The sequence below is a fragment of the Janthinobacterium sp. TND4EL3 genome, from assembly GCF_900156175.1.
Lineage (GTDB): Bacteria > Pseudomonadota > Gammaproteobacteria > Burkholderiales > Burkholderiaceae_D > Janthinobacterium.
The window spans coordinates 1-9,837 of the sequence record NZ_FTMV01000048.1 but is presented as its reverse complement, the minus strand read 5'-3'; the positions used below and the strand labels follow the sequence as shown (position 1 = coordinate 9,837).

The window sequence follows — 9,837 nt, the reverse complement described above, 5'->3', positions numbered from 1 at the left end:
GCAACATGGAGTGAGGTGAACTTTACCGATGCTCTATGGACCATTCCGGCCAGGCGGATGAAGCGTCGCAACCCCCACAACGTCTATCTGTCACGCCAGGCGCTCGATATGTTCGTCGCACTACGCACCTGTGCTGGTACGTCCCCTTACATTTTGCCATCGCGATATGACCCTGATGTGCCGATGAATGGTGCTTCGCTCAATCGCATCCTGGTGTCAGTCTGCGCCACGGCACGAGATTGTGGGAAACAACTGGCCGATTTTTCGCCGCATGATTTGCGTCGAACGGCATCGACCCTGCTGCATGAAGCAGGCTACAACACCGATTGGATCGAAAAATGTCTCGCCCACGAGCAGAGGGGCGTGCGAGCCGTCTATAACAAGGCTGAATACGCGGTTCAGCGCCGGACCATGCTGCAGGAGTGGGCAGACATGATCGACGCCTGGACAAAGCGGAAAGACTAAAAGGCTATTTAGACGGGCTGCGCGACAGTGGCTGTGCCTGCGGTGCACCGGGCCGGCGTGCGGCCGTCTGCTGTTCGGCGATCCATGCGTCCACCTCGTTGAGGTCCCAGGCAACCAGGCGCGAGGTAATACTAAAACGCTGGGGAAATTGTCCTCTTTTTTCAAGGTTCAGGATAGTGCGCTCGCATAGCGGCACTTTTTGCAAGAGCTGGCGGCGTTTAATGAGAACCCGGCCAGGTACATTGAGTTCGCTCTCGGTCAAGACACGTACTGCGCGAGGAGAGCGGCCGGCTTTCGGGCCAGACCGACGCTGCCGTTTGAGATTGCCGACAAATGCTCCCAGGCCAATGTCAGGGTGCATCAAGTTGGTAAACGGCGAATGGTTCGAAGGGGGCATATATTTCATGATGAGCTGTCTCCATGATCGATGACGGATGACGGATCATCCTGCTCCATGGTGGCTGCGCTGATCGTGGGCATCAAGTTGAAAACCGGCATATTTCGGTGGCATTTCACGGTAATTACGTGAAGGCGCAGCGGCCGGTGTCAGTGGCGTGTGGCCGATGGATTATCACCCTGTGGAAAAGAGATGGCATGGGAACGGCCTGTGAGACACTTCCTGCGTTCAGGACCCTGGCGAGGTGTCCATGTCCGCTGCGTTCCCGTGGTCTCTCTACTGCGATGGTGCTGGCATCGTAGCCCGGAGCAATAGAGATGAGAAGTGCGCTGGGCGGTTTTCAGCGTCGGTACGATCATCTCTTCGAATAGGTGGAGCGTGCCGGCGCAGGAAGTCCATTGAATACAGCGTGGTGCGTGGGGGACAATGATGTCCAATTCGATGCAATGGTTCAATCCGTAGGATTCCCGCTCGTCCTCCGTTAACACTCCGCATGCCAACACCACCTTGTCGTGGACCTGGCACCATTCGATCAGGCGCCGGACATCATGCGGGTCGAACCTGGTTGCCTGCTCAATCACCATGATTGCTATGCCGCTGTGTCGTTGCGGCGTCTCCAGAGGCAACATGCTGTCGCCTCTTGGCTCCACCCGATAGGACGGACCAAATGCGACTTCCATCGCTGCTAAGCACCATGCCGGTGCCGCAGGCGCTTCACTGCAGAGTAACAATTTAAGGCACATGGCTTCCTCCGTGCCGGTTGGTTGGGGGGGGGCTTCCTATCCGGGAAACGGGTAGGAAGGCTTGTAAGGTTCGTCAGGGACTTGCCGGCACCTCTTCGCTGAATGGGGCGACTGGAGTGCTTAAAACCCGCTCAGGGGCCGGATTTGGTGCCGGATGGTCTGCTCGTTGCGTCACTCCAGTGAACGCTGGAGAGGTGGCTGAATCATCACCCTGGGAGGGGAGGATGCTCGGTGCGGTGGGCTTGCGCTCAGTTGCGGGCAGTGCATTGATGCGTTTGAGCAGGCCGAGCGATAGCGCGCGCGTGGTAGCGGTCACCGCCCGGACGGTTTTCTTGATCTGCGATTTTTCGGTGATGAGCTGGCTTGTCGAGAGCACCTCGTCAATGCACAAGGTTTCGAGCATGGGCATGAGTTGGTCGACTTTGCTGATCAATTCCAGTAAACGCCGGCCAAACATGGAAAAGACTTTTGCTTCGAGGGCGAGAGGTTCGATGTCGTAGCTGGCCAGTTCGTGGATGCCATGTTGATGGCATAGTTTCTCGAAGGCGACGATCCGCTGGTTGGCAAGGACAATGCGCGCGTCAAGCATGGTGCGCAATTCCTGCTCCACTTGATCGACATCCTCGGCTGGTAATTTCATCCTGGCAAAGACGGAAATAAAATGGAAATTCGCTTGTGATACGTAGAAGCAGCGCAAGTACAAACGCTTGCCTTCCGGACTGGCGAGCGAGATATTGACCTTGCGGCTCGCAGATTCGACGCGTGTCAGATCGGCGGCGGCCTCCTTGGCCAGCAACTTCCTGTTGGTTTCGCCGTAATCACGCGTGACGATCAAATGGGTGGGAGCTGGGTAGTTCATGGTGATGTCCTCGAAAATGCCCACTGGGCTACATAACATGGTGTACTCGCCATCCTGTTGATTCAAGAGGAATGCGCGGAGCTTTGGAAGCGTATTTGCGGGTACTGTGTTTGCCGCTCGGGCATGTCGATACCCGTATGGATGCGTACGCAACTGCGTGATCCCGGTGCCGGTGGATTTGCCGGAAGCATTTTTCGTCGAACCTGTGTTGACAGGCCGGGGAGGGCGACCTAAAGTATTATCGCAGCAGCTAGCCCTGCATCGTCTGGCAAGCCTGATCAATTGCGCCCAGCGTACCGCAGCACCGATTGGACCGTCTCCTGTTTCCAGGTGTGACGTCCGTGTTCCTGAATAACGAGAGTGTTTTGACGTGCCACGCGCACCGCGCCGTTACGTCAAAGCACTTTGCATGCGTTTTCAGGACGGTAGCTGGCATCCCCGCCGAAACGGCATCAGCCGACAGTATCAAGCCAGTCAATTGAAGTTCCGGTGCGTCGTAGCAACCGGATGATCTATTTCCCCCTTTGGGACGATGCATCCCGGGAGGGACTTGCCTCGTCTCTTTTTCTTGTGCGAGGCAATCATGAGCAGATATCAGATCAACTATTGTCGCGTCCCCCAGGATAGGGACACTTCCTTCCATCGAGCCGCGCCGCACGAACCTGTGAGCAAGGTATCCGCGCACGAAACGAATGACGACGCGATTGAATTTTCCGAAGAGGAGCTGGTGGCATTGCACTGGTGGCTATTGCGCAAAGTAAGTTTGCTCAGCGACCCGCGCACGCCACTGGATGAGAAATTTGAATTGGTCCGTTGGGTGTTTACGGACCCGGTTCGCGATACGCAGCCGTTTTCCTTCGTCAATTGCATGAAGGTGGTCAGTGGCAGTCCGTTGTCGCAGCTGCCATTCATCGGTGCCATCGATGCGCAGGAGGTGCGCGATTGGATTAGTTCGCAGTTGTACCGCTGGTTTATGACTGCGCTGCAGGACTACCCCGAGTGGGCCCGCCAGGCGGTACTGACAAAGCCAGACTGGATTTCCGACAATTTGTTCAAGAATCCGCAGTGGATGAATGAGCAGATCAAGCTCCATGAAGTCGATCTTTTTGCATCGCTGAATGCAGAGGACGGTGAGTCTCACTCAAATGGCCATGGTGGTAGAGGAGCGCGCCAGACTGGCAGGAAGGGAGGTTGCCATGCGTGATGCCACCATTGCCGCTGCATTCCCTTCCGTTCGCTTTTGTCAGGTGCAAGATGTCGACGAGCTGACCTTCAGAATCAAGGAAAGCGAGATCGTTGTGAGGCAGCCAGGCCGTGTTTTCTATCTCGGGCAGGAACTGCGGTCGATACGCTTGTCTCTGGTGCCCGGCGGTTTTCAGGTCGATCCACAGCGAGGCCGGCCGGAGGGACGAACGATATCTCTCACGTTTAACGAACTGTTGTCGGGACGGGTTGGCTTTGCCATCGAGCACGGGTGGCTGTTTACGCGCCGTGTGGCGTGCCCGAACCGAGGCAGTTCTCTCGGGACCTGACAGGGGGAGGTCAACATGAGCAGAAATAAGGAAGAATTCAACGCGCATTTTCAGCAAGTCAAGCAGCGCGCGTTTGGTCGATGGACGGAAATTTTGCTGGCGCTGGGCGTGGATGCCGAAGTGCTCAATCAACGCAATCAGCCGTGCCCATTGGGTGATTGCGGCGGCACAGACCGGTTTCAGTACACGAATAAGTTTGGCCACGGCAATTACATTTGCCGTGGCTGCGGCGCCGGTGGCGGATTTAAATTGCTAATGGGCTACTTGGGGCTCAGTGCTGTAGACGCGCTGAGCAGGGTTGAAGGCTATCTTGGCGTGACTGCGCCCAGGGCGCCGATCTCGCTCCCACAGGACTCGCGCACAGAACGCGATGGCCTGATTCGGAGGATTCTGGCCGAGACAGTGCCAGTGACACCGGGAGATGAGGTGGACAGGTATCTGCGGAACCGGGGCGTGAACCTGGAACGCTACCCGTCGACACTGCGCCTGCATCCTGCGTTGGGTTACTACGAGCGTCATTTGGTTACGGGGAAACCCGTTGTGGTGCGACGCTACCCGGCCATGGTGGCCTGTGTGCAGGATAAGAGTGGCCACACGGTGTCGTTGCATCGGACTTATCTGAGCAATGGCGAGAAGGCCCGCGAATGCGCAGTCAAGAAGTTACTGTGCGCTGGCATCGATGGCGCTGCCATTCGTCTGGCGCCATCCACAGATGAATTGGCTGTGTGTGAAGGCATCGAGACCGCGCTGGCGGTCATGAAACGTTCGCATCAGCCAGTGTGGGCGGGGATGAGTGCCGGAAACCTGGAAAAATTGTGGATCCCGGACACAGTCAAACGCCTGCGCATTTACGCTGACAACGATGCGCATGCATTTTTTGATGGGCAGGCCGCTGCTTATAGCCTCGCGCGTCGCTACCTGAAATCCCATGCACGGCGGGCAGGGCGATCGGCCGAGGTGTTTGTGCCGAAGTCGGCTGGCGCCGATTGGGCGGAGGTGTTACTGAAGATTTCTCACCGCACTTGTCGTGCGGCGTGAGGTGAAGAGAGCAAAGCAGTGAATTTGGCGCGGTGGCCGGTTGGTCGCCGCATGATGGCGCAATGCTGCGCCCACGTGGAATTGAGTACATTCCGCGTGCTTGACCCTGCGGGGATGCGTTCCCGACAGGGAGCCGCATCGCCCGCTTTTTTCATGGAGGTTGTGATGAAAACAGGACGTCCTTTGGAACAACTCGTCGTCGAACTCGAGCGGCAGGCAGCGCTCAGGAAGGACATGATCGTGCCGGCGACGAAGCTGGTAAGCGAGACGACGGCGGCAGGGCAGTGCAATCTCGTCATTGATGAGCCCAATGGCAAGAAGCGATACCTGATGAACGATTTTGCCTGCGCGCAGCTGGCAAGGAAACTGGATATACCGTTGCCGTATTTTAAGCGTATGCGTTCATTTGATACCGAACTGCTCGATGACAACATCAATGCGTGGCTCAGAATCAATGCCACAGATAGCTATATGGTACGGACCTTGGCGGGGCGGGCCAGAGCCTTCTTGTCGTCGCGCTTCCGTCGGCTCGACAATATCGATTTGGCCCACAGCATTTTACCGATCTTGCTTAAACTGCCGGGTGCCCGTTTTGAGTCGGTGGAGCTGACAGAAAACAAGATGTATGTGAAGGTGGTCAGTGCCGAGGTGACGCATGAGGTCGTGCCTGGAGACGTGTTGCAGGCCGGCGTCGTGGTCAGCAACTCGGAGATCGGGGTGGGGCGGCTGCGTGTGGACCCATTGATTTATCGCCTGAAATGCAGCAATGGGTTGATCGCTTGTGAGCGCTCAATGCGAAAAAACCATGCAGGGCGTTTGCTCGAATGTGGTGATGACGTTGTGCTGCAAGATGACACCGTGGAAGCCGAAGATCGCGCGATCTTTCTGAAAGCGCGGGACATGGTGCAGACTGCTGTGTCGGAGACGACCTTTCAACTGATATCGGAGAAGATGCGCAAGACCATGGGCATCGCATTGACGGGCGATCCGGTGAAATCTGTGGAGGTGCTAGCGAATCGCTTCGTACTGAACGAAGCGGAGCGTGCCGGCGTGTTACGCCATTTGATTGCGGAACAGCAGCTGAACGGCTACGGCTTGCTCAATGCGGTGACAGGCTACTCGCAGGAAGTGGATGACTATGATCGTGCCACTGAATTTGAGGAGTTTGGTGGAAAAATGCTCGAATTTTCGGACAAGGAGTGGAGCGAGGTCGCTGAAGCAAAGTAGCGTGGCATGAAATCTAACACCACGACGATTGGGTTCCCCCGGTAGCTTGGCTACCGGGGAATTTCGCTCAATGAAACATGATGCGAGTCTTGATACGTCAAAAACGATTGATATTAATGGCGGCTTTAACACGTCCTACAATTTTCAGGGTAAGCATTGCTTTTGATATTTTCACAAGAGTTGAGTTGTAGCGTTGGTTTTCGCAACGAAGTAATAGGCCTTCTCCCACGATGATTTCAATGTGTCGCACAAGGCGCTTTCCTTGGTAATCCAATAGATAGATTCCGTTGACCTCCACCTCATGGACCGTCGCATCAAAAAAAAATGGGGCGCCATCATGGATGAGCGGAGCCATGTCATCTCCCTTCATCACTCCAACTTGATTAGGGCCGGTGAACGATGCGGTTTGCCCGAGCATGTGACCGATCCAGTCAAAGGTGGGCTCTTCATGACGGTAGACCTGTTCCTGAACCTGTGGAGATAGTTGTTGCTTGGGGAACGGGAGACGATGCGATGTCAATCCCAGGATCCAGTTCGCATCCATGTCGAACTGAAGGCAGACAATGGCGAGGGATTTCAGGTCGGGCAGACCTGGTTTTTCTTCATCGATCCAGCGCGCCACTGTTTGTAGGGCTCGGCCGGTAATCTGGCTCAGGAAGTGCTCGCGTTGACCAGGATGTATTCCCCGTCTGTCGAGTTCTGCAATGAGTCGTTGCCGCACACCAGGGACGATATCAATCTCAAGTTCGCGCACGGCCTCTCTGGTAAGCGGGATGTTATTGCTTATTGTCACGATTTTTGTCTCCATGAAGGGGGAAGTGAGAGACTTTGATTTATTTGTAGATTATTTGTAGCAGTTGTTACGGGTAGATTTTTATGGGGTAGAGTTTGATTTTAGGGCGAGAATCGCATTTCCTCTAGTAAAATTTTGCTAAAGTGCATATAAATATTTTGATTCGATTAGCAGTTGCTATTGACCTTTGAAATTTTGCGGAGTAGTCTTTTTTAATGTGCTAATGCTGTCGCGCGCAGTCCTCTTACCCATGACTTCGCCCATTCGTTGACCGACGTGGCAGATGTGCACAGCGGAAACCGGATGAATGACCACGCCCCGCCGTAGCGGGGCAAAGCGGGGTGGACCATGGAAGACGCGATTCGATACACGGACGTGCAGTACCTCAACTTAAATTACTTACTCACTATCCAGGTGGGTCTGAAGCAAGACCCCCTTGCCACTTGCTGCACCTTTCACCTCGACACTGCCTCAGCCGAGACACTGGCCGCAATGAGCGTGGACTCATTGCAGCAGCTTGCCGCTAGCATGTCGCATGAAAGCTTGTTTAAGCCGATAGGTAATTTTAAAACTCTCCTGGAAACGCCGCCCGTATTGGCCATGACGTTGTGCCGGGTCCGCGCTGTTGATCAGGATGCAACCCGTGGCCCCTCGCGTGCCGGCCAGGCGACTACGGCTCATGCCCGCCTCGCATAGGTGACGTATGGCGTACGAACATGCAGAGCGGCACATTCAGGCCCTGCAGCTTGCCAAATCCTGCGTCGAACAGGGCGCGCGGATGAAAACCGTCGCCTATTTGACCGGATTGAGTGCATCACTGCTGCGGGAGTACTTCTACAATGACCGGGTGGCCACCGGCGGTCGATGGCCTAGCTCGCAGGATTGGTACCATATGGCGACACTGGTGCAACGTGCCGAGGCGTCACTGATCGCCACTATTTTTCATTTCCTGCGTACGCAACATGCATGCTCGGCACGGAAGGCCATGGTCTGCGCCTACAAGATGTATCGAGAGCGGTGGAATGGCCGTTCCAGCATCTCGTTTGATCGCGCTTTCGAGCTGATCGCTAGCGTAGAGGGCATTTGGACCCACCATTCATCGCAGTTGGCGCTGCATACCTGCCCGCGTTGCCGCTGCCGCTATCTAATCGCACTCGGGGATACCTCGGCGGATCACTCCGGATGTGTGTTTTGCAAGCTCGTCAAGCGCTATGCCACGGATTCTCGTATTCAATCGAGCTTTGCTGGCAAACCTGACCTGCGCCTGACCGTAGAGAAAAAGTAGTCATTTCATGGTTTTTTCTGCGTTCTTTGTAGTGATGCACTGATAGTTTTGTATTGCGATCTAACGTCAGGCTTGAGCCCATAACAAACTCTTTTACTTGCTCTTAAGGCAGCAATCTCGTACGCTGAGCTATTTAGATCGTCCGCTATCGGCCAAGAGCGGCCACTTGAAATTTTTGGAAAAAAGCGATGCATTTTAGTACCTTATTAATACACGACGCTACGCTTTCAGCCATCTACGTCAGCTGGGAGGCCGCCCGATGCGATATACGTTTACTGCCAGTTGGCTTGCCGCCTCATATGCTTGTATTTGAAGGATTTACAAGCATTGAACTTCCAAGACGCGAGAGTTGGGGACCGTCCTCATCAGTCAATAGTTCTGCGGAGTTGAAGAATGGGCAATTTGAAATAGAGCTGCAATCTGGCGACACGCTCAGGATTGAAGCTGCCCATTGGTCATTTCGGCCGGAAGTCGGCTGACGGCAAGCGGCCAGAAGCAGTCGTTCACCTCATGGGACGACAAAGTCGCTAGTTGGATGGCGGTGACGCTATTTATTTACGGTCTGGTTCCACGCTGTGCCTACCAGTATTCCGTTACTTTGAATTTCGGGAAACACAATGTCCATTGAAACCACGCGTATCGAAACCATTATCAAGGTTCACCTGGCTCCAGAACTTCGTGCAGAAGGCTTTACGGGATCTGGTAGGACGTTCCGCCGCATTCGGGCTGGTCAAATCCATGTGGTCAATATTCAGGGGTCGAGCTATGGAGGACAGTTCGCGATCAATCTTGCTATTCAACCACTTGCTGTTCCTGATGTACTAGGTAACGCACCCGCCCCAAAGAAGATCGCTGAGTCCGCGTGTGAATTCAGGAGACGATTGTCGGAATCCGGGGCAGATCAGTGGTGGCGCTATGATGATCAGGCATCACTTGAAAGGGCAATGAACGATGCAACCAAGGTCTACGTGGCATACGGTCGCCCGGTGTTTGATACGATGTCGATGCCGCCCTCTCCACTCGCCACGATGAAAGTGGAACACTTGGTGGAAGGTCCGATGGAATTCAATGGATTTGGGATAACGAAAGTTCGCTTAGCTCTTGTACTCGCGCGTCTGCGCGAAGTCGAAGGGAGAATCCCCGATGCCGTTTCATTTGCAACGTACGGACTCGAACACGCAATCAATGCATTTGGACTTAGATCGGAACTGGAGCGAATCGCAGCACTGTCCCATAGTCCGCCGAACCAAACAAGCTAGCGTGCACTAGTATCCAGCACGTCGAAACGCTGCTCTGAATCTGTACCATGTCCACAATGGGGCGTAACCTGCCAACGACGGCAACCAGCCGGAAGCGGCCAAAAGCGGCCATAAAGTGCTTGGCCGACCAAGACATCCTGTCCAACTCCGGCCGTGGGAGCCGGTCACATCAGCCCAATTTATGACAATCAAGATTAGACCCAATGCACCTGCTGAGGTACCAGGTACCGAGGGATATG

At 54.8% G+C, this 9,837-nt stretch carries 10 protein-coding genes; 7 read left to right on the top strand and 3 right to left on the bottom strand.

What is annotated here, in order from left to right:
• Nucleotides 1–465, top strand: a 465-nt coding sequence (locus BXA07_RS29260) for a tyrosine-type recombinase/integrase (RefSeq protein ID WP_139335859.1), incomplete at its 5' end; no start/stop codon positions are given.
• A 4-nt stretch (nt 466–469) separates the two neighbouring features.
• On the opposite strand, the gene BXA07_RS29255 is transcribed toward BXA07_RS29260, so the two are convergent.
• Both BXA07_RS29255 and BXA07_RS29250 read right to left on the bottom strand, forming a co-directional pair.
• Entirely contained in the window at nt 470–727 is a 258-nt protein-coding gene (locus tag BXA07_RS29255) for a helix-turn-helix transcriptional regulator (RefSeq protein ID WP_076573202.1), read from the bottom strand.
• Nucleotides 728–1,678: 951 nt separating this feature from the next.
• Nucleotides 1,679–2,464, bottom strand: coding sequence for a hypothetical protein (locus tag BXA07_RS29250; protein WP_076573201.1), 786 nt, complete (start codon nt 2,462–2,464; stop codon nt 1,679–1,681).
• 664 nt (nt 2,465–3,128) lie between these two features.
• Here BXA07_RS29250 and BXA07_RS29245 point away from each other — a divergent pair.
• The 4 genes from BXA07_RS29245 to BXA07_RS29230 all read left to right on the top strand — a co-directional run bounded on the left by BXA07_RS29245 (nt 3,129) and on the right by BXA07_RS29230 (nt 6,261).
• Entirely contained in the window at nt 3,129–3,668 is a 540-nt protein-coding gene (locus BXA07_RS29245; protein WP_139335858.1) for a hypothetical protein, read from the top strand.
• The gene (locus tag BXA07_RS29240; protein ID WP_076573198.1) at nt 3,661–3,996 is read left to right on the top strand and encodes a hypothetical protein; all 336 of its coding nucleotides are present in this window, start codon (nt 3,661–3,663) and stop codon (nt 3,994–3,996) included. The genes BXA07_RS29245 and BXA07_RS29240 overlap by 8 nt, the downstream gene beginning before the upstream one ends.
• 15 nt (nt 3,997–4,011) lie before the next feature.
• A complete protein-coding gene (locus BXA07_RS29235) occupies nt 4,012–5,034 on the top strand; it encodes a DUF7146 domain-containing protein (protein ID WP_076573197.1) in 1,023 nt (340 codons plus the stop codon).
• Nucleotides 5,035–5,199: 165 nt separating this feature from the next.
• Entirely contained in the window at nt 5,200–6,261 is a 1,062-nt protein-coding gene (locus BXA07_RS29230; RefSeq protein WP_076573200.1) for a DUF932 domain-containing protein, read from the top strand.
• Between the two features lie 97 nt (nt 6,262–6,358).
• Here the strand turns inward: BXA07_RS29230 and BXA07_RS29225 are convergent, their stop codons facing one another.
• A complete protein-coding gene (locus BXA07_RS29225) occupies nt 6,359–7,054 on the bottom strand; it encodes a S24 family peptidase (RefSeq protein WP_139335857.1) in 696 nt (231 codons plus the stop codon).
• Nucleotides 7,055–7,757: 703 nt separating this feature from the next.
• On the opposite strand from BXA07_RS29225, the gene BXA07_RS29215 reads away from it, so the two are divergent.
• Together BXA07_RS29215 and BXA07_RS29210 are read left to right on the top strand one after the other, a co-directional pair.
• Entirely contained in the window at nt 7,758–8,339 is a 582-nt protein-coding gene (locus BXA07_RS29215; protein WP_076573194.1) for a FlhC family transcriptional regulator, read from the top strand.
• A 617-nt stretch (nt 8,340–8,956) separates the two neighbouring features.
• A complete protein-coding gene (locus BXA07_RS29210; protein WP_076573193.1) occupies nt 8,957–9,598 on the top strand; it encodes a DUF4304 domain-containing protein in 642 nt (213 codons plus the stop codon).
• Nucleotides 9,599–9,837 lie beyond the last annotated feature (239 nt).